This is a genomic window from Methanoregula sp. (genome assembly GCF_028679125.1).
Classification (GTDB): domain Archaea; phylum Halobacteriota; class Methanomicrobia; order Methanomicrobiales; family Methanospirillaceae; genus Methanoregula.
This window is the reverse complement of record NZ_JAJRCG010000005.1, coordinates 40,506-60,218: the sequence shown is the minus strand read 5'-3', so window position 1 is coordinate 60,218 and position 19,713 is coordinate 40,506. Positions and strand designations below refer to the sequence as shown.

Annotated in this window: 21 protein-coding genes; 10 read left to right on the top strand and 11 right to left on the bottom strand. The window is 53.9% G+C overall.

Annotated features, from left to right (window positions below):
- Positions 1-2: 2 nt before the first annotated feature.
- The 3 genes from LUQ43_RS05175 to LUQ43_RS05165 form a co-directional block, all read right to left on the bottom strand.
- Positions 3-1,370 (bottom strand): hypothetical protein, encoded by a 1,368-nt coding sequence (locus tag LUQ43_RS05175; protein WP_299964702.1) that lies wholly within the window; start codon positions 1,368-1,370, stop codon positions 3-5.
- 827 nt (positions 1,371-2,197) lie between these two features.
- Positions 2,198-3,379 (bottom strand): O-phospho-L-seryl-tRNA:Cys-tRNA synthase, encoded by a 1,182-nt coding sequence (gene pscS, locus LUQ43_RS05170; RefSeq protein ID WP_299964700.1) that lies wholly within the window; start codon positions 3,377-3,379, stop codon positions 2,198-2,200.
- Positions 3,376-3,558 (bottom strand): hypothetical protein, encoded by a 183-nt coding sequence (locus LUQ43_RS05165; protein ID WP_299964698.1) that lies wholly within the window; start codon positions 3,556-3,558, stop codon positions 3,376-3,378. The genes pscS and LUQ43_RS05165 overlap by 4 nt, the downstream gene beginning before the upstream one ends.
- 156 nt (positions 3,559-3,714) lie before the next feature.
- Between LUQ43_RS05165 and LUQ43_RS05160 the strand changes: the two genes are divergently transcribed.
- Together LUQ43_RS05160 and LUQ43_RS05155 are read left to right on the top strand one after the other, a co-directional pair.
- Positions 3,715-4,353 carry a hypothetical protein gene (locus LUQ43_RS05160; protein ID WP_299964696.1) on the top strand — a complete coding sequence of 213 codons (639 nt, stop codon included), beginning with the start codon at positions 3,715-3,717 and terminating at the stop codon, positions 4,351-4,353.
- The gene (locus LUQ43_RS05155; protein WP_299964695.1) at positions 4,350-4,625 is read left to right on the top strand and encodes a winged helix-turn-helix domain-containing protein; all 276 of its coding nucleotides are present in this window, start codon (positions 4,350-4,352) and stop codon (positions 4,623-4,625) included. Before LUQ43_RS05160 ends, LUQ43_RS05155 begins: the two co-directional genes overlap by 4 nt.
- Positions 4,626-4,735: 110 nt before the next feature.
- Here LUQ43_RS05155 and LUQ43_RS05150 read toward each other — a convergent pair whose 3' ends face one another.
- Positions 4,736-6,442, bottom strand: coding sequence for an ATP-binding protein (locus LUQ43_RS05150; protein ID WP_299964692.1), 1,707 nt, complete (start codon positions 6,440-6,442; stop codon positions 4,736-4,738).
- Positions 6,443-6,774: 332 nt separating this feature from the next.
- Here LUQ43_RS05150 and LUQ43_RS05145 point away from each other — a divergent pair, with 332 nt between their 5' ends.
- The 7 genes from LUQ43_RS05145 to LUQ43_RS05115 all read left to right on the top strand — a co-directional run bounded on the left by LUQ43_RS05145 (position 6,775) and on the right by LUQ43_RS05115 (position 11,136).
- Complete coding sequence (locus LUQ43_RS05145; RefSeq protein WP_299964689.1) at positions 6,775-7,152, top strand: MarR family transcriptional regulator; 378 nt, start codon at positions 6,775-6,777, stop codon at positions 7,150-7,152.
- The gene (locus tag LUQ43_RS05140) at positions 7,139-8,542 is read left to right on the top strand and encodes an MATE family efflux transporter (protein WP_299964687.1); all 1,404 of its coding nucleotides are present in this window, start codon (positions 7,139-7,141) and stop codon (positions 8,540-8,542) included. The genes LUQ43_RS05145 and LUQ43_RS05140 overlap by 14 nt, the downstream gene beginning before the upstream one ends.
- Before the next feature lie 82 nt (positions 8,543-8,624).
- On the top strand, positions 8,625-9,212 hold the full coding sequence (locus tag LUQ43_RS05135) for an HD domain-containing protein (protein ID WP_299964685.1): 588 nt from the start codon (positions 8,625-8,627) through the stop codon (positions 9,210-9,212).
- Between the two features lie 59 nt (positions 9,213-9,271).
- Positions 9,272-9,610 carry a translation initiation factor eIF-1A gene (eif1A, locus tag LUQ43_RS05130; protein WP_299964902.1) on the top strand — a complete coding sequence of 113 codons (339 nt, stop codon included), beginning with the start codon at positions 9,272-9,274 and terminating at the stop codon, positions 9,608-9,610.
- Between the two features lie 101 nt (positions 9,611-9,711).
- Positions 9,712-9,891, top strand: a complete 180-nt coding sequence (locus tag LUQ43_RS05125) for a CxxC-x17-CxxC domain-containing protein (protein WP_015285958.1) — start codon at positions 9,712-9,714, stop codon at positions 9,889-9,891.
- Positions 9,892-10,076: 185 nt separating this feature from the next.
- Positions 10,077-10,586 carry a DUF6790 family protein gene (locus tag LUQ43_RS05120; RefSeq protein WP_299964682.1) on the top strand — a complete coding sequence of 170 codons (510 nt, stop codon included), beginning with the start codon at positions 10,077-10,079 and terminating at the stop codon, positions 10,584-10,586.
- A gap of 136 nt (positions 10,587-10,722) precedes the next feature.
- On the top strand, positions 10,723-11,136 hold the full coding sequence (locus LUQ43_RS05115) for a tellurite resistance TerB family protein (protein ID WP_299964680.1): 414 nt from the start codon (positions 10,723-10,725) through the stop codon (positions 11,134-11,136).
- A 277-nt stretch (positions 11,137-11,413) separates the two neighbouring features.
- On the opposite strand, the gene LUQ43_RS05110 is transcribed toward LUQ43_RS05115, so the two are convergent.
- Positions 11,414-12,625 carry a thaumatin family protein gene (locus LUQ43_RS05110; RefSeq protein ID WP_299964678.1) on the bottom strand — a complete coding sequence of 404 codons (1,212 nt, stop codon included), beginning with the start codon at positions 12,623-12,625 and terminating at the stop codon, positions 11,414-11,416.
- Positions 12,626-12,739: 114 nt separating this feature from the next.
- Here LUQ43_RS05110 and LUQ43_RS05105 point away from each other — a divergent pair, with 114 nt between their 5' ends.
- The gene (locus tag LUQ43_RS05105) at positions 12,740-13,807 is read left to right on the top strand and encodes a hypothetical protein (RefSeq protein ID WP_299964676.1); all 1,068 of its coding nucleotides are present in this window, start codon (positions 12,740-12,742) and stop codon (positions 13,805-13,807) included.
- 295 nt (positions 13,808-14,102) lie between these two features.
- Here LUQ43_RS05105 and LUQ43_RS05100 read toward each other — a convergent pair whose 3' ends face one another.
- The 6 genes from LUQ43_RS05100 to LUQ43_RS05075 all read right to left on the bottom strand — a co-directional run bounded on the left by LUQ43_RS05100 (position 14,103) and on the right by LUQ43_RS05075 (position 19,639).
- The gene (locus tag LUQ43_RS05100) at positions 14,103-16,199 is read right to left on the bottom strand and encodes a C13 family peptidase (protein ID WP_299964674.1); all 2,097 of its coding nucleotides are present in this window, start codon (positions 16,197-16,199) and stop codon (positions 14,103-14,105) included.
- A 92-nt stretch (positions 16,200-16,291) separates the two neighbouring features.
- Entirely contained in the window at positions 16,292-16,864 is a 573-nt protein-coding gene (locus LUQ43_RS05095; RefSeq protein ID WP_299964672.1) for a cache domain-containing protein, read from the bottom strand.
- A gap of 56 nt (positions 16,865-16,920) precedes the next feature.
- Entirely contained in the window at positions 16,921-17,442 is a 522-nt protein-coding gene (locus LUQ43_RS05090) for an META domain-containing protein (protein WP_299964669.1), read from the bottom strand.
- 128 nt (positions 17,443-17,570) lie between these two features.
- Positions 17,571-18,260 (bottom strand): C39 family peptidase, encoded by a 690-nt coding sequence (locus LUQ43_RS05085; RefSeq protein WP_299964667.1) that lies wholly within the window; start codon positions 18,258-18,260, stop codon positions 17,571-17,573.
- Positions 18,261-18,429: 169 nt separating this feature from the next.
- Positions 18,430-18,930: a Holliday junction resolvase-like protein gene (locus tag LUQ43_RS05080; RefSeq protein ID WP_299964664.1), complete on the bottom strand. Its 501-nt coding sequence runs from the start codon at positions 18,928-18,930 to the stop codon at positions 18,430-18,432.
- Positions 18,931-19,363: 433 nt separating this feature from the next.
- On the bottom strand, positions 19,364-19,639 hold the full coding sequence (locus tag LUQ43_RS05075; RefSeq protein WP_299964661.1) for a hypothetical protein: 276 nt from the start codon (positions 19,637-19,639) through the stop codon (positions 19,364-19,366).
- Between the last annotated feature and the right edge of the window lie 74 nt (positions 19,640-19,713).

Below are 19,713 nucleotides of genomic sequence, written 5' to 3'. Positions count from 1 at the left end.
TTTTAGGGATAGTGCGCATAGGATTCTGTTATCAGTCTCCCAGTGCTATCCCATGATGGAACAACGCTGACATATGGCTGTGCAGCAGCCGGAACCAAGACTGGTTCCTGCCATGCATTAATGGGGTAGTTCCAGCCATCATACACATCGATAACCCATTCGTCGATTACCGGACTCGTTGTTGCAGAGAATGTGTCCGTAGAAGGAACATTTATCTGGTTATACTCGCTCGATCCGTCTAATTCCGTAAATGATGAGACGGTTGATGCTGCAGTAACCGTATATGATTTGATCCATCGTTGAGTATCCATATCTTCAAAATCCACCTGGTATCCATAGCCGGAATTGGTTGTCTGGACATGATACCCGTATGAATGAGGAAGATCAAAAGGATCAATTGCTACATGCCCCTCCCAATGGGACCAACCGGCTGGTAGGATGGGACCTGCGGCTCCATTCCTATAAAGCGCCGGATAAAGCTCGATTCCAGCCAACTCATTTCGATCGAAATACTGGACAATAATTTCCAGGGCTTCACCGTTATTGAATTTATACTCCCTTTCGGCAAACAGTTTAAACAAATCTGCTCCTGATCCAGATAATGTCCAGCTGTATGGCCTGATCCGCCCTATGCAGTATTTATAATTCGTTGATAACGCCTTCCCGGATACGGACCATTGCGAAAAATTCTGGGGCACACTTAACGTTGTTGCATTCGTTATTTTTTGCAAGGATGCGGAAATTCCCGATTTATCAGATGATATCTTTTCTGCATTTATCGGCATGCTGTTCTCATCCAATAAACCAGGAACGGGATACTGGCTACTTGGTGTTATCTGAATTGATCCATCCACGGTTGTGGTATGTGATTTCAGATCCGTAAAATTCGCATAGAACCGGCAGAAATATGCAGGAGGCAGTGTCAGTTTTCCGTTAACATCTTCCTTGATGAAGGTGAGGTATAACTGAGTTGGCATCCGTATCAGAACAATCGGTTCATCTGGATAAATTCCCGCCTCGACCTTGTATGCAGAAGGGAAATTTTTATTTTCTGCAAAATTCGATTTCGACTCCAAATACGAAATGGGAATTTCAATGAGATCAGAATTGCTGTTTTGACCGTATTTTGCAAGGATTTTCTGAGAGAGAATGATATTAACCATCTCAGATTCGGGAAGCCATTTTGCGGGTTTTGAGTCTTTGAGGTAATCATCTGGGATATGGTGAGGTGCAGGTTTTTCAGGTATATCCAGATTGCCTGAATCAGAAAGGTTTACCCCTTGTTCTTCTCCAGCACTCACCATCGGTACCACTACCATCCCGGCCAGCAACAGTACCAGCAGGATAGCGATTGTTTTCCGAAGAGACATTTTTCTTTCATCTCCGTTTCTTTTTCACCTTGTTACACCCGGGGGGGGACGAAGCCAACCTTCATAAGATCGGATGATGAAATCCACATGCCAACGGGCGGAGTCGGGTTCAACGAAGTTCGTCGCTTGGTGAACCCGTTCTCTTCTTTCGGGACAATACGTGTTGTCCGCAACGAGCAATTCGAAACGTTGCTTTATACTCGTTCTCACCCGGTACCTTCCGCTTTCGGAACTGCGGACTGGAATAACCTTCAAAAAAATCTTAACCCGGACCTCCCTTTAAATTTTTCAGCCGCCCCTGTCCGGAAAACTTTGCTCTGGAGAAAGCCCGGATCCAGACAAACGGTATGAGCCTGTCCCGGTTAGTGAAGAAGTCGAAAAAACTCCATTCCGGCTGGTCCAGCCCCGTTTTCCCCTCCACGTCCAGAACTCCGGCCCCGGACCCGATCCTCTGCTGGAACAGCTCTGTACTCTCCGGTTTTTCTCAGTGCAAAACCGCCTGTTTGACAAACCGGGCAGATAGCGTGATTTTCCAGATAACTCCTCCAAAAAAGGGCCGAAACTGACCGGTCGCGATCCAGCAAAAGGGGGGAAACGGAGCCCGATACGGGCCCGGATTGCCCGGCTTCCTGGAAACAGGGGAGTCACACCACCCTGTGGCAAAAAAGCGATTGTACGAATCACCCTCTGACGGGGGGATCTCTGGGGGGTATCCCCCGGTTCACTATTCCCCAGAGTGGCGGGAGACGGCAGGAGAAGTGCGCAAAGCCCGGGCGCCATAACCGTTTCGTGGTCCACGAATAATAAATCAAAAAAATTTCAAATTTTTATTCTTTCACGGCAAGCCCGTTCTCCCGGGCAATCTCCACAAACGACCGGGCGACATGCTCCGCCTGCTTCGTTGTCATGCCGTACGTGTTGAACTTCCAGACTTTTGTCGCGCCGGGAATCACACCGGTGATCCCGCGTTCTTCCAGCGCGGACGAGAGATAGTATCCGCGTTTCTTGTGGGTCTCGGCCGGCTTGTCGAACGATCCCATGGTATCGATCCGGGTCATCGTGTGCTTCCGCGGGTACTCCGAGAGGCACTTCGTCCCTTCAACAGAGAGCAGGGCATCCATCACGATCTTGTGGTTCGCAAGTTCGCGGTCGAAATGTTTTACCCGCTCCTTCACGTGCGGAAACGAGGCCATCATGCCAACGAGCGTTACGCCCATCAGCGTGCAGCCCATCATCTCGGGCTCCTTGATCCCGAACTTCCGCTGCGTGACATCGCCCACAATGGCCGTTGTCCGGAACACTTCCTTCTCCCGCTCTGCGGTTGCAGCAAGGATACCGGAGGGGGCCGGCGCCGCCATGCTCTTGTGGCCGGACCCGATCACGAAATCAACGCCCATCGCCTTCCCGTCCACGGGCAGGATGCCGACCGTATAAGCGCCGTTATACGCAACCGGGATATCGTACTGGTGCGCCACCTTCGCAATGCCCGTAACATCGTGCATGTTGCCGTACTGGTAATCGACATGGTCGATGAAGGCAAGGACGGGCACCCGCCCGAGCTCGCGCTTCACGGCCTCGATCTTCTCGGCAGCGGCATCGGGCGTGACAAGTTTCTGGTCGTTTGCCGGGATCTCGCGGGCAATACCCCCGGACTCTTCGACTGCCAGGAACTCCGTGTAGTGCGAGAGCGAGGTCAGGAGCACCGGGTCTCCCTTGTTCACGTAGGTTTGGGCAACCGCCTGGAATCCCCGCCTTGCACCGGGCACGGTCCGGACCGCGTCCATGTTCAGCCACGCGGCGACATCCTTGTGGAACTCCGCGATCGGCGGTTTAGTGATATAGTCCAGCCGGTTGGGCTTCCGGCAGTTGTCGCAGACCGAGTACCCGTCACCGTAGGCAACCACCGCTTTCATCGCATCGGCCGTGAGCCGGCCGCCGGCCTGGATCGGATCGATGTTGATGCAGAGTTCGTCAACCTGCCGGGCCTCGATCCCGTTCCCGCACCTCATTTCAGCATCTCCTGCTTCAGCGACCCGACCTGGCGTTCGAGGTTCTCCAGGAGCCGCTGGGCCTTTACCTTCTGGTCCGCATCGAACTCGTGGGATGGCGCGGTCTCCCGGAGGAGGACGCGGAGATCCGTGAGCGTATAGATCGCCTGGAAGGTCATGTCGACTGCCCGTTTTGACATCTGTTCACCTGCTTGTATGTTAGCAGTCCGGGAAATTAAGTACCTGTGGTCTTCGGGGCCGGTTGGCACCTGGGTATGCACTCAGGGTACAGGTACGTATCTAAGTTTCATGCTCTTTATTTGCAGAACGCCAAAATACACATAAGCCGGTGAATCATGAAACCAGCACTCAGCCAGTTCCAGAAAGAGATCCGGCACTTCTCGCTCGTAGTGTCAACGAACCTTATCATTGGTACCATTGCCATCGCAGCCGGAATACTGTACATCATTGCGGCAATACTCGGACTTACGACAAGTCTTGTCTCCCCCGAATTCCGGATACTTGCCGGGGTGATCGCCATGGTCTGCTTCGGGCTCGGGGTAAGCGTACTCCACTTTACACTCGGGATCTCCCGGGGCATCAGGACCATCAAAAAGAAGCTCGATGCAGAAGGTCCGGCTATCACGGATGACCGCATAACCTGCCTTATCGTAGAGATGATCGCCTGTTACCGGGACATCAGAAGAACGCTTGGCACGATAATCCTGATTGGCCCGCTCTGCGGATTATGTATCTTTGTCCTCGGGATAATGGCCGGTCTTGAAGCATTTACCCTCACTCACGGCGGCATATCCTTTACCCTGAACAACCGGATTACTATCCTCGCCCAGGCCCTCACCCTCGCAATCGTGGTGTCCAGTCTTCTCGCGTCGCATTATGTTACTAAGTTCGCCATAGCATGGAACCAGCGTATCGCGGAGATCGAAACATCGGAATGCGCATTAAAAAAGACGCTGGGGCTGGAGGACCCATGAGCGGACGACGGACAGTATACGAGATCTACTGGGAGATCCTCGTGTACTGTAAAACACCCCGGGGTTTTACCGCGATCATCAACCGCTGCGATCTCAATTCAAAGACCGGCCAGGACTATCTTGAATTCCTGGTTTCACGGGGATACCTGGAGACCCTGGCTGAGGGCGAAAAGACCCTGTATCATGCAACGCCAAAGGCTGCCGAATATACCGCACTCTTCAGTTCGCTGTACCAGAAACTCTTCGATTCCACGCCGGGATTCCGGTTATAACCTCCCCTGTTTTTTCCTGCCGGTTCACGATCCCGAATCGGGTACATGGATCCGGGAGATCAATCTGAGAACGCCGTGAGGTTGGTACGGGAAGGCGGATCGCGGACGGTTCAGATACGTCTCCACGCTGCCGGCGGAACATGGATCTCGAACCGTGCACCTTTCCCGGCAATTCCCGTCTCACGGATCGTGATACCGGTCACTTCAAGGATATCGCGGGCGAACGCCAGGCCAAAACCCGTATTGGCCCCGACACCGTACTTAAAGATACGCTCCTTATCGGCATCAGGAACTCCTGTACCGTTATCCTCAACGGTAATGAGCAGTTCGCCGCTCTTCTGGACAGCAGCAGCCAGGGTGATCGCGGTCAGATTCCCCCCGTGCCGGAGGGCATTTTCCAGCAGGTTGTAGAGGACCTTGACGGAAAGGGGGTCCGCATAGATCTCTGCGGGAATGATCGTCCGGGTAATCGTAACATTCTCATGGGGGAGATCGTTCACGGCATGGGCGACCAGGGTCTCCAGCTCCTGCCAGTCCGGGTGGTAGGTCCCGATATACAGGTACTCGCTGGAGAACCGGAGGTGCCGGGTGATCTTCTCCACCAGATCGATGGATGTCCGGAGATATTCCTTCCCGGGGGAGGTGGTATTGAATTCTTCAAGCAGCAGCAGGTACCCCGACAGACCGGTGACCAGGTTGTTGATATCATGGCGGGTCAGCTGGGTTAACAGGGAGATCTTCTCGTTGGCCACCGTGAGCGCCCGCTCCTGCATCTTCCGGTTGCTGATATCCCGGATGATCAGGACAACACCGACAGGTTCCCCGGCGGGATCCTTTACCAGGGAACCGGCAATGCTGACAACGGTATTTTCCGTAGGATCAATGACCGATTCGAAATCAGTGAGTGCCCCCTGCTCCTGGAGGGTGGTCATGAGGTTCCCGCATTCCGGTTCCGGCAGGAACCGGGAGAACTGCTGGCCTGCCATACGGTTCTCATCGGTCCTGAAGATCCGGGCTGCTGACTCATTGACCTTGATAACCCCGCCGTTCATGGCGATAAGTACCAGGCCGTCCGGCATGGTCCTGAGGATATCCGGCAGCGCCGTCTCCGCGCTGAGCGTGAACAGATCGTACCGGTTGATGGCATAGGTGATAATGAGGGCGAAGAGGAAGAACCCGATGAAGACGGTGTTGGGAAGGTAGATCCCGAAGATAGGTAAGATGGCGCCGGAGATGGAGCCAAACGCGATCGCGGTTGCAAGGGCAATGCAGATAAGCCCCACCTGCCGTCGCTTTTTCTCGCTTTCAGCCCGGGTCCATGCCTGGTACACGGCAAGGATTGCGAAGAACAGTGCAAGAAGGACAAAGACGCTTACTGCCATGTGGGCGAGACTGTGGATATCGGAGCGGTAAATATAGCCGGTGCCCGGCATATTCACGACATAAAAGATCGTGTTCGTGAATAATCCCAGCAGGCTGAAAAAAAACGCCGGCAGATAGAGGAAAACAATGAGGTACGGCAACCGTTCCCGTTGTGCAAACGCGTTTTTTGTATACACAAGAACAAAGTGGACTGTTATGACGATGACAACCGGCCAGAACGAACTGGCCTTCAGCCAGAAAAGAGTGCCCTCGTACGAGCCGGTATACCAGATGAAAAATTCCCCGAGAGCCCAGTACATGCCCCCCAGCATACTGGCAAGAAAGAGGCGGTTTACCAATGATTTCGTATTCTGGGCATAGACAAAAAAACCCAGGGCACCGGCAGTAAATGCTGATAGAAGACAGAAAATTGTCAGGACGGGAAAAAGTATCATTTGTGTATCAGAACCTGGTCTGAGCTCTGCCGGATTGTCCCGGTCGGCTGTGCATTTTATATCAGTACAGAAAAATGCTTGAGAATATTTGTGATACGAGATGAAAATAGTTTTTATCAACCATTATTATGGATTGCCTGAATGAATTGCGATCCATACCCTCGGGGATAACCCCGGAATTTAATTGTTGCATTGACAACATTTATTCCCCATCCCCTCCTTGTATATGGCTACATATGAGCTCATCCCCATAGGAAGAGATCCCGTTTGGTGCGGTTGTATCGCTCACCAACCGGGGAAAATATATCTATCTGAATGACCGGCTCAGGCCCATGGGTCTCACTGCAGCCCAGTTCCCGATCATCATGCTGCTTGCAAAGGAGCAGAATATCATGCAGGAGAGGCTTGTCCGGCACTACCATCTTGACAAGGGTACGATTGCGCGGTCAGTCCGCAAGCTGGAGGACGCCGGGTATATCCGGCGGATCACCGATCCTGCCAACCGCAGGGCCGTCCGGCTCTTCCTGACCGGGAAAGGCGAAGATGCCGTGCCCGTTCTCAGGGCGATAAATAATGACTGGGAGACCCTGGCATACCGGACTCTTACTGCACAGGACAAAACAATCGTAAACGTCCTGATGCACACGATAGCAGGAAACTGTCTCACCTATATGAAGAAATCCGGAGGTCCCCTTGATGCAGGCGAATAACCAGGAACAGGCCACAGAAATCCCGCATAGCAAAGACATGAAGGCGGGGATATCGCTCCTGATGGGCGATCCCAGGAAAGCGATCATCAAACTCTCCGGCCCGATGATCGTGGCAATGTTTTTGATGTCCACCTACAACATCGTCAACGCCATCTGGGTGGCCGGGCTTGGGTCCGATGCACTGGCAGCGGTCGGGTTCATCACCCCGCTCTTTATGATCCTGATGGGGCTCGGGAACGGGATCGGAGCCGGCGCCGCATCTGTCATCTCACGGCGCATCGGTGCAAAGGACAAGGCAGGTGCCGATAATGCCGCCATACATGCGATCCTCATCACCATCATCATCTCAGCCCTCCTGACCGTTCCGCTGATCCTTCTCACCGGCCCGATCATGACGCTCTTCGGTGCGGGAGAGACCGTAGGGCTTGCAACAGAGTACGGACAGGTCATCTTCCTCGGCCTGGTTCTCCTCCTCTTCACCAATGTCGCGTACGCCATCCTCCGTGCGGAAGGAGATACGAAACGGGCGATGTATGTCATGGGTGCGTCCTCCGTCCTGAACATGGTACTCGACCCGATCCTCATCTACACCCTGGGGATGGGCATTGCCGGGGCCGCATGGGGGATGATAATCTCGCTCGTGATGGTGACCGTTGTTCTTCTCTACTGGTTCTATGTCAAGAAGGATACCTATGTCTCCCTCTCGTACCGCTCATTCTCGTGGGACCGGAAGACCATTGATGCTATCATGGGGGTTGGCATCCCGGCCAGTTTCGAGTTCTTCCTCATGTCGATCCTCGCGATCTTCATCAACGGCCTGCTGGTGGCAACCGCCGGCACGGACGCCGTGGCAGTCTATACGGCAGGCTGGCGGGTCGTGTTCTTTGCGATCATCCCCCTGGTTGCCATCGCCACATCGGTCATCTCCGTGGCCGGGGCTGCGTATGGCGCACGGACGTACGAGAAGATCCGCGTGGTGCACAACTTCTCGATCCAGATCGGTATTGCGATCTCGCTTGCCATCAGCGCCATTACATTCGTCTTTGCCAGCCAGATTGCGCTCATCTTCACCTACTCACCGGATAGTGCGCACCTGGCGCCGGAGATCGCCCTCTTCCTTGCCACGATGTGTTTCTTCTACCCGTTCGTTCCGCCGGGCATCATGTCGGGCTCGATCTTCCAGGCAACCGGCAAGGGGATGTCATCCCTGTTCATCTCGGTCATGCGGAACCTCGCATTTATTGCGGTCTTTGCCTACCTGTTCGGCATCGTGCTCGGATTCGGCGAGCATGGGGTCTGGTGGGGGATTGTTGTCGGGGACATCATCGGGGGAACCTTCGCCTATCTCTGGGCCCGGTATTACATCTCGCGGCTGATTGCCAACGGATAACTTAAAAAAGCAGACAGAAGGGAAATAACCAAACGAACATTTTTTCCGGCATAGGAGAACAATAACCAACAGGAAATACGGTATGGATCCGGATATCGAAATAATACGCGATCATGTGCGGAATGTCCTCAACGGGTCGGGTTCCCATGGTCTCGATCACATTGAGCGAGTCACGGCGCTCTGCGAACAGATCGGCCGGGAAGAGCATGCCGACATGGCCATCCTGATCCCTGCTGCCCTGCTCCACGATATCGCCCGGCCGCTTGAGAAAGAACAGGGTCTTCCCCATGAACAGGAGGGGGCCCGGATGGCAGAGGAATTTCTTAGGTCCATACAGTACGATGCCCGCTGCATCCCGGCCATTGCCGCAGCCATACGCACGCACCGGTACCGCTCAAAAGAACGGCCTGCTGCACCCGAGGCGCAGATCCTGTCCGATGCCGATAAACTTGATGCGCTGGGAGCCATCGGAATTGCGCGGACGTTCGTGCGGGCCGGGGAACACGGGGGATCGATCCAGGACGGCATCGATCATTTCCATGATAAACTGCTGAAATTGCCGGACCTGATGTATACGGGAACTGCCCGGCGCATTGCACGGGAGCGGCACGCATTTCTTGTACGGTTCCTTGCCATTCTTGAAGAAGAATTATCCATCCAACAGGGATAGTCCCGCTATCAATACCTTCATCATGCTCTACGCCCTAAATATAGACCGGAGTTGCTGTAATTAATAATAATGCAAAAAAACCAGATGGCTCTGCCGGTGTCCCGGAGTTCAATCCTGACGGGACACCCGTTGTCCGCGTGAGGCTGCCAAAGAAGCGGTTGAACGAGCAGTTTGCCATCGCCGAGCTGATGATGGGGGCAAACCATATCCGCGTCCGTTGCCAGGATGGCGTTGAACGGATGGGCCGGATCAAGGGCAAGATCAAGAAACGCGCCTGGATCCGTGAAGGCGACATCGTGATCATCGTCCCGTGGAGTTTCCAGGACGAGAAATGCGATATCCTGTACCGGTACCTGCCCCCCCAGGCAGACTGGCTCCGGAAGAACAACTATCTTTAACCTTTTTCATTCAGCCCGCCAACCTGCAGGGTAGCATTATTTATTATACTCTGTCTGCCTATATTGTATCACAGTTGTGAAAGACTGTTTGAGAAATAATCATGTACGGATCAAATAATTTTGGTGGCAACAGAGGGCCCAGAGACTTCGGACCCCGCGAAATGACAAAGACAACCTGTTCGGACTGTGGAAAGGAATGTGAAGTTCCGTTCAAGCCGACCGAGGGCAGGCCGGTATACTGCCGCGACTGCCTCCCCAAGCACCGGAAACCCCGGTTCTAAATTTTTTCTGTTCTCTTATTCATTCAGGATTTTTCATTGTTCCTCTCTGTATGAGGTTTATCCCAGGGTATGCACCATGAGGGCACCCGGTCGTGTTTTGTTTCCCTGGTACCGTTCAGGATCTGCGCGACATCCTCCGCATCAGTTCCTCATAGCTTTTTGCCAATGACACCCAACAGACCGTGATGGATATCGCAGGAATCATCTGGCCGCTGTTCTTTCCCCTGCTTGCGGCGTTTGTGGCAGCCCTGAACATCGGGATCCGGAAGTACACGGGCACTGCGGCACTGGAAAATTTCCTGATGTGGCAGCTTGCCATAGGGTTCGGTCTCTCCCTTCTCTACGGGGGGTTCGGTCATCTTGCCTTCCCTGACCGGGTTGCAGAATCGATCGGCTGGGCAACCGGCAGCCCGTTCCAGAGCGAAGTCGGGATGTGGGATGCGGCAATGGGGATTGTCGGGTTGTTCTGCCTGAAATTCCGGGGAGAGTTCTGGACCGCGATGGTCATCGGTGCCGGGCTGTTCTCGTTCGGGGCGGGCCTCGGCCATGTCTGGGAACTGGTGGTCAAGGGGAATACTGCCGCGAACAATGCCGGTGCCGTGATGTATATCGATCTCATCTACCCGGTATTTCTCGCAGCACTGTTGGTTATCTACCGGAAAAGATCTGCCGGAACCGGCAACCGGACCCCCTGATTATCGTCACGGTTCCGGTACAGAACGGGCGCAATGCGCCCGGATTCCCGCGCAGGGTCCCGGAATGAGATAACCGAAACGGTCAATAGGCCGGCCGGACAACTACTAGAGAAATCCATACGAATGGTGAAGAAACATGGGAATTTTTGACAAATTAACCGGAAAGTCTGCAACGCTCACACCCAAATCGGCACTCGTGCTCTCGGCAATCACCGTGATCGCCGCTGATGGTGTCATTGACGATGCCGAGATCAATGACCTCGGAAAGATCGTTCGCGGCGACCGCAAGTCCATCGACACCGCGATGCAGGTGCTCAAGGGAAACAAGTTCCCCGGCGTGATCGACATGGTTGCCGCGGTTCTTGACGAGAAGCAGAAGATCGCGACCCTCGCTATCCTCTGTGATATCGCCATGGCTGACGGCGTTCTTGCCGGTGAAGAGAAGAAGGTACTCGAGATGTACATGGAAAAGTTCGGCGTATCCGAGGCAACCATCAAGCCCATCATCGAAGCGATCGCCATCAAGAACGACTTCTCAATCTTCTCTTAAACACTTTTTTACAGCCATCTGACTGGACGACGTTCAAAGAGACCCGGGAATTCTCCCGCTCCATCCGGAATTATTACCGCCGTTCAGGTCTGCTTAAGTCGCCTTGCAGACAGGTATGCGATGGTCGCACCACACCGGTTGGTTATAATACCGGGTCAAAACAGGATTCGAACGTTTTCCCGGGGATCAGATAACAGGACCAGGTACCTGACGGCTACAGGGTATCTGTACCATCAAGAAATTCTCATGGGGGAGCAGATTCACCACGAAAAAAAGATTAGAAGTTCGGTGATCCGCTGGTTGTCGGGTTATACCTGCCGGTCACCGGGGTCTGGGCCGGTACCGGGGTTGCTGTCGGGACCGGTGTCACTACCTGGGGATCGCCAATATCCGCGACATGGACATGTTCCGTTGTGCCCGGAAGGATTGTACGTTCCCCCTCATTTGCCGGGCAGAACGTGACGATATACTGGGTCAGGGTATCGGCATTAATGTTCTGGCAGGTATAGGTGGAGGTGCTGTCATCGTAGGCATAACTGTATCCCAGAGGGAAATAGTGCTTGAAGAACCGGGCTGTGTTGATATCCTGGGGCCAGTTGTCCGGATCGCACTTCATATTCCCGTGTACCTGGTAATCCTGGGCCGATCCCCACGGATCCCTGCAGCAGGTCATATTGGTGAGAGCATCAAGGGCATCCATTCCATTATTTTTCTGGAGATTGAGAGCAGAGGCATAAGCGCAGGCACTCCGGATGGCAATTGGGGTACCGGCTGCATTCTTCATCTCAAGTTTGTCTGCACTCAGGTTGGACCATAATTCTCCGATCAGATCGTGATCGCTACCAGCTTTTGTACAGGCATACTCCGGAGGCTGGAGACCTGATGCGTTTTTGGTGCCGGGGACAAGTTCCATGGTCATCGGGATGTTGAAACCGTCCACGGCACTGATATCATAGGTGTCGATCCCGTTCTGATCAAAGTTGATCTCACCCTTGGTGGCAAGCGCAATGCCATGGCCGCCGCACTCGAGTTTCGGCTGCCCGTCATAATATGCCCGGCAGTTCTGGAGTTCCTGGTCGCACTTGTAGTTTCCCTTTCCATCAGAGGTGCAGCTGGAGCTGGACCGGGGCCAGAATGTTCCCTGCCAGGACTTCTCTAGGGTACTGGTATGCGTGCCGGTCTTTGCAGCAAGCAGGAACCCCCCGTTGTCGACAAGCGGAGTTCCCTTGCTGCAGGTGTTCTTGTTTCCCTCGCCGCATGCGACAGCAGGGCAGTTGGTCTTGGGAGTACACGTGGAATCCGGGAGGCACTGGCATGCGCCATAGACCTTGTTGTCCCCCGGGTTGAGATACTGCTGGCCGCCAACGATCACGACCGAGACATCGTACGAGCAGTGGTTCTGGAACTGGATCGTGTGCTCTGCGGCACTAACAGGAATGATCAGGAATGTGGCCAAGAGCAGCATACTGAGAAGGATTCGTTCGTTCATAATAAAACCTTGATAATGATGATAGAGTCCTCTGTTTTTCAGTATTTCGGTTTATTCTCGGGGAAAATAAATGCCAATAATAAAATAGAACTGAACATAAAAAGAAAGATACCTATGAAGGCCAGCGGATTCGCAGCAATCATACTTCTCATGACGATTATCCTTCTTGCCGGCTGTGTCCAGATCACCATCAATGTCCCCCAGATGCCGGGAAACACGACGTCTTCTGCCTCACAATCGGTCACTGCTCCCGTTGTCACGGAAATACCTGAAGTGGAAGTCACAACCCGGTCTGTCCCGACGGGCAGCACAGATACGAAAACCGCATCCTCCAGTTTTATCACACCGGTCGGCGATACCTCACGCATCGGTCACCGGACATTCACCTTCTACTATGCCCCGGATGGCATCGCAAAGGAGTACACGATCCGGGTGCCGGTCAACATGTCCGTCTATTACGGAGCCCGGCAGAAGACGATCTCCCTGCCGGCAAACATGCAGAACCCGGAAGAGGTCAAAGAGTATATCGCCACATTCGAATCCGACCCGGCCATGGAGGAACTCTACCGGGATCTTCTCGTCCAGTTGCGCAATCTCCGCTACCAGGACGGGGAATACCTGTCCGATGACCAGTACCTGGAACTGATCGTTGCATTCGTCCAGCAGATCCCCTATGTCGAGAACCCGTCATCAGACAGGAAATATGCCATTGAGGTGATCTACGACAAGGCCGGTGATTCGGATGAGAAGACCCAGCTCCTGACACGACTTCTTTCCCGTGAAGGATATGATGTCGCAATCCTTGTGTACGAGGATCTCGGGTATGCGGCAACGGGGATTCATGTCCACAAGGAAGTCCCCGATGCCTCCCTGAAGGTGTTCTCAAACGGGAAGAAGGATTATATCTTTGTCGATCCCAGCGTCTCACGGTTTATCGGGAGCGTCCCGGACACGTTCGTAACGGCGAGCGACCCCATGATATACCCGGTAGGGAACGGGACAAAGGAATATGGGCCGGTCGATTATGTCTGGAAGGTTGTCGCCGACCTCAAACATATGACCACCCTGGGCAAGATCGACAAGAATTCTCCGATCAATGCATGGGACAAGTTCGGTACCTGCAAGTGGATTAAAAATTCCAAACTTCTCATGAATACCACCTGCTATTGCTGCGACATGTAATTCACTTTTTTTCCGGTTTGTCAGACCCGGACTCGTCATGTCACTCTGCCCCATCGTTCCTGCACGACATCAGGAGGGGTCGGAGGAGAATTCATGCTTGGAGAACGGAAGCGTCTCCTGTGCAACAAACAGGCCGCGGTACGCACTGTCGGTATACGGCAGGTCGCCCTTCCCGGAGCTGTAAATAATGTAAACTAAGGGAGTTCCTTTTCCTGCGGCAGGATAAGAAAAACAGCTGCTGCCAGGAGAATGAGAATTGCGGTAATCACCATGCCCAGCGTAAGATTCGATCGGTTCATGGTATCAGGAAATTTGTCACCGGCTGGTCGATACTGGTATTGTCTGTTACGATCATGCTGACATGCGATCCGGTAACCTTCTCGTATGCAGCAATATAGAGATCCCGGATTGAGAGCGTGGTGTCGGTTTTGATCAGGCTCATGGCGGTTGAAGAGAACTCGTCCGAAAGCCATTGTTTGATGTCCATGTCATAGACTGCGCCCAGGGAAGGCTCATTGTCTGCTGCACCCGTGAGGTAAATAATACCCGGTGCGGTGATGGTGGTGGCAACACTCTCGCCAAAACAGGTGTCGATGACAAAGAGGACCTGACGGTATTTCTGGTTCGCGTACATGGCACTGGTCATTTCCGTGAATTCCTCTGTGGAGATCGCATCATCGTACCGGAAGACGATCTCGCCGGGAGAGCCATGACTGGCAATATAGACGAACACATTGGTACTTTCATTGCTCTCAAGTACGACGGGCGTCTGCGCAGTCCGGGTTCCGGTCAGGACATTCCGTACTGTTTCAGACGAGACGTTCGTACCGGAATAATCAACCACGGCCCCGGACCTGAGGTTCTGTCCTTTGGGGATATTGTGGACATCGCCCTTGAGGGGATTTTCAGAATCGGTGGGGATGTCGTCATAGATCATCAGGATGATATGATCGTCGTCAACGCCATTCTGCCGGAGCAGGGTATACACGTTCAGGGCATCGGACTGGTGCCGGTAATTGGTCCAGCCCCGCGAGGGTCCGACCACCACGGCCCAGAGGCCGGTCTTCGCAATGGTGGGGAGCCCGTCACCGGTCGTGTTCAGCGATGAGGACATGAAGCGGGATGATGCACGCGAGCGTGCAACCGATTCCCCGGTCTTGGTCCCGGTGCCGGTCTTTGCCGAGGTATAGGTCGCAACGGTCCGGTACTGCCCGTCTTCAACAATCCAGTGGGAGTACCAGGTAACAAGCGGATCAACCCCGTAATCGATATCATAATCAAGGGGTCCGCTTGTACCGGAGATCGCCGGTGTTGCGCCGCCCCGGATCAGGGAGAGCGCCTCGTGCACGTCCTGTGCATCCCAGCCTTTTGCCGTACCATTGCCATAGATGACGGTCCGGGCCGAGTCGGCAGGCGATTCGAAGAATGTGGCATCCTGGCGTGCCGAGATATACGCGGCAAGCAGGAGCGCATCATATGCTGGTGCTGCGTAATCGTCGGGAGCGTGGCCAAACCGATCCTGGTAGGCAACAGAGAAACCGGTGGTGGGATCTGCAGTCGGGGAGGTTCCTTCAATGCCTTCGGCTGCGGTTCCCAGCAGGGTCGTAAGAACCGGCGTTTCTGCAGCATCGGCAAGGAGGAGTTTCACAGGTTTGCCTGACCGGTCAAGAGCCCGCTTGATTGCTGCGGCATCGGATGGTCCGCATGCAGCGATGAGGTACTCCGGGTTCTTCTCCAGGGCACGGGCAACATACCGGTCAGGATCCGTGCTGCCCGGCTCGAACTGTTCAATCGATGCCAGATTGAGACCGTACTCGGTTGCAAAGAATCCTGTCCAGTCATGGAAGGTCTTCCCGTAGGTGGTGTTCTCTGCAAGCAGGGCAACGGTCTTTACTCCCTTCCCGTTCAGGATCGAGACCATCGTCTTCACCTGTGCCACATCGCCCTGGGTGGTCCGCCAGAAATAGTCTTTCTTCCCGAATGCCCGGACGATATCGCCGGAGGTTGCCGTGGGGCTTATCAGGATCTTCTTCTGTGCAATGAACTGAGGGGCAAGTGAGAAGACCTCGGTGCTGGTCGAAGGACCGATCACTATTTGGATAGAACTGTCCGCGAGGAGCTCCTGCGCCATCCGCGTGGCATTGCCGGTTCCGGTATCCTTATACACCAGTTCGACCTGCCTGCCACCGATACCGCCTTCCCGGTTGATGTTGTCCTTTGCCCATTCCAGGGGCTCTTTAAAATCAATATCGCCGGTCATCGGGAGAAGAACCCCGATTTTTACCGGTGTCATGGCATGGCAGAGGGTATACCCGGTGAAGATCGCACCAACAAGGATCAGGATAACAAGGGCGATAAGCCCGATGGTTTTTCGTTCGATGGATATCACCACGGGATGACTGACAGTACCGGAAGGGTGTGAATCGGCAGGTGACCTTCGGTATGAGATACGAAAAGATGGGAAAAACAGGATGATAAGGATATTTATCCGGTTCTGGAGGGCGATGCTGCCGTATTATTACCGGAGGGAGAGGTCATGGGTCCGACCGGGCCATAATAGATGCCGGAGCCCAGCCACCAGGCATCATCGACTTTTTCCACGTAACCGAGTTTCTTCTCTACGATCGATTTGTTGGCCGGGTTTTTGTACGAGAACTCAACAAATCCGGATCCGTTGACTGCTGCATTACGGAGATTCGTAATGAACAGTGTCCCAAGCGCATCAGGCTCATTGATCCTGCTCACGCCGAGTTTTTCCGGGCTGAACGGGTGGGCAATGGTGGTCCCGTTGAAATCATAGGCATAGATGTAGAGATCCCCGCGGACGAACGAGCCGTTCGGATTCGAAAATTCATTCAGGGTGACATTTTTATCATGCGTATGGGCGTACGCGACTGCTTCCCTGACAAACGCAACCATCTCTTCTTTTGAGGAACTTTGCTGGGTTACGGACGGAACTGTTGCTGTGGGGCTGGATGCAGCTTGCGTGCATCCCGCCGCAACGAGCAGGAGAGAAAGGATGAGGAGGAGGGAGATGATGATCGATACGGATTTCATGCCTATTCAATGGGTTGCATTCCCGTTTAAATATGAAGGATCTCCGGGGAGATACTTCAGTTCCCCGGCGGGGCCGGGGTAAAGACAAGGATCGGTTTTCCGTCCGGGCTATACAGGGTCAGGACACGGTCATGGACCCGCAGCGCAGCTGCATCTTCGATCGCTGCATAATACTGCTGCTCCTGAAGCGTGGCATGTGCATCTGCGCAGGCCATCGAGGTGGTTGTCACACGGGAAACGACCATCAGCGTTGACTGGACCATGTACCGGCCGGAGTACTGGTTGCAGCCTCCCGACCCGGTCAGTTTCCCGTCAGTTGAGAATTTTGCGGTGATGATCGTGCCGTTCATCACCGGGGTTGTAGAACCGTCAGGGTTCTCAAAGGACGAAAGCGCCCAGGGATTTTCCGTGATTGTAGTGGCAGCAGTGGCACCCTGGCCCGAGAAATTCATGAAGACAACGAGGATTATGAGAATTGCTATGAGTACGACAGCAACGTACATCATGAACCCGCCCGGTCCCGCAACTTCCGGGCCATCTTCCAGTGCGGCTTTATCCTGTCCAGGTTCATCCGGCATAGTCGGTGTTCACCCGGCAACGCATTAACTGTTTCGCCCGGGGAAACGGGGATTGCCGGGACGTAACGGGGTCGGAAGGGAACAAGTTCAATTTTGTTCCGGATGGTCAGTCCCAACCGGTGATATACCTAATCCACGTGCGTGAAATCCGGATATGCTGCCGGCTGCGAACCCCGTATGAAGATGCCGGCATGGTTGTAGACCGTTGAATTCGCACTGAACGGGGCCGCTCCTTCATAATCGTGCCAGCGGGAGACGAATTCCTCCCGGGGGATGATGCCGTGTGACCCAAGCAGGGAGGGATCCTCGAAATAGACATTGTCCCGATCAATGCCAACCACGACCATATAATGCCCGTCCTCCCAGATGTTCTCCCACGAGAGGTTGGCCTCGCTCTCATCGCGCCATGCCTGGCAGTCGATGATCACCGGCGTCTTGTTGGCAATGGCAGATTCGAGATCGCCAAGCGTGAGATTGGTCTTCAGCCCGGCATCCAGGCCATAAGCCCGTGCAACACGGACAATGGATTCGGGAGGAGTCCCGGCATCTTCTGTAGTACCCAGTTCCTGGATGAGCGTGCCCTCGCGCTTGTCGATGCCCCAGTAATTGAGGACTGCCTGCAGGGCAGATGCACCACAGGAATACGGCTGGCTCTGGCGGAGATCCGGGACGGTATCAATAAGACCGGGGACCGCAGTCCGTACGGTCTGACTGGGCATGACAGGTATCGGAGCAGATCCGCTGACGCAGCCGGATGAGAGGATACTCCCTGCAAGGAGGGCGAGGAGAATGATGGTGAGAATGCAGGATTTGCGCATGACGGGACCTTGACAGATCAGGTGATTGTCCCGGAACCATTTATGGTTTATTTTTGTGCCATCCATTGTATGACGCTTCACCGGGAACGGACAGTGAGGGGCATGAAACACATATTCCCAATCCGGTAACAAAGACGCGATGAGGGATAGTTCCCGGATCGCTAGGGATTCACAGCCCTATGCAACGAGAGCCCTCCATTGCATCCGGCTCCGGTTCTTCATCGTCCCTGATAACAATCGTCTTCCAGGAGACACGTCCTTCTTCAACAGCCTTTTTGATCAACTGCTCTGTCCGCGAGAGCCGTCCCCCTCCTTTTTTCACCTCAACAAGAACCACGCTGATTGCGGATCCATCCCCGTCCTTTGCATCTGTGTACCCGTCAAAGACCACGAAATCGACAGGATTGCCGATGAACCGGGCATCAGCGGGAGCATACGGAAACTCAGGCAGGAGCGGTGCCATCTGCTCCGAGATCCTGCCTTTCAGTGTTGACCGCGAGCGGTTGACGGAGTCCTTACGGATCTCTTTTGTATGCTCATTCTTCCACCGGTCGAAATCATTCTGCACCATTCCGGTGATCACGCAGACCTTCATGCGGTACCAGCAGTATGCCACGGATATGCCTGCGAGAAATGCTGCAAGGATAACGAGGATTTCCGCGATTGTCACATTCCGGAATTTGACCGGGGAGATTATCAAGGAACGGTGCGGGGAGTGAAACTGGGAATCCCGACGTTCCCGCCATCACGGGCCTGAACCGGCTGACCCCGGGATCCGAAATCACCGAAACCCCGGCTCATCCATCCAATCATTCTTTACACCGGGACCGCGAATAGTATACCATCGTACAACGTTTAGCAATAGTTATATCCGGGATACCCGGATAAAGGACACAATATTCCTCTTTTGCAAACATTTTGTGTACTGAGTAGCCGGTCCGATGTAAGGCCGGAAGCAATGTGAAAAACAAGATCCATAGTTCAATGACACAACAATCAGGAAAACCAGAAATTCTGGGAACCAGGACCGGGTATGTCATCCGGTTCATCTGTCCCGAGTGCGCCGCAGAGAATCATATCGTCAGCAAAACCCCGAAAGACCATTACAAGGAGTCCCGGGACGCGAACTGTTCAAAATGCAGGACGCGGTCGCGTGTACTCACCCCCCGGATGACCCAGGGATCCGGTTCTGCACCGGTAATCTCCCCCAGTGGATACAGGGCCCGGTAATCAAGCGGGAGAATGTAATATAGGAAAAGCCGTGCCGGTTCAGCGATTGAGCGGATGCGTCTTTTTATTGTCCCGTATTTCCTGCCACCATCAGGATCGGGACAGAGTTCTTCATGAAAATACCGGCATGCAGCAACCGGAATACCCATTGGAAGAAAAACACCGAAAAGATTCCAAATTCCCACCATTTATCACTGCTTCTCACACATACGATAGAGAATAC